Genomic DNA, 232 nt, shown 5'->3' with positions numbered 1-232 from the left:
CAGCGCCTGCATGTTGCCGATGGCGCGGCCGTGAATGATTACCTGGGCGCCCATGTCACTGTTGGTCTTGAGCAGTAACGGGTTCATGTCGGTATGCGGCTCGAGGCCGGCGGCCTGCGACTGCACGGCCTGCGCCCGGCCAATCTCTCCACCGTCTACGGTCCCCGCCGAGTTGAGCGCGATGTTCTGCGGCTTGAACGGAGCCACGCGCACGCCCTGGCGTCGCTCCCAG

At 66.8% G+C, this 232-nt stretch carries 1 pseudogene; it reads right to left on the bottom strand.

Features of this window, described 5'->3' with window-relative positions:
* Positions 1-232 (bottom strand): annotated as a pseudogene (locus VC352_RS25100) (cobyric acid synthase CobQ); the annotation flags it as partial.

Origin of the sequence: Pseudomonas sp. C11 (assembly GCF_034683865.1) — a bacterium.
Classification (GTDB): Bacteria; Pseudomonadota; Gammaproteobacteria; order Pseudomonadales; family Pseudomonadaceae; genus Aquipseudomonas.
The sequence above is the reverse complement of the archived record's forward strand: the minus strand, read 5'-3'. Positions and strand labels throughout refer to the sequence as shown.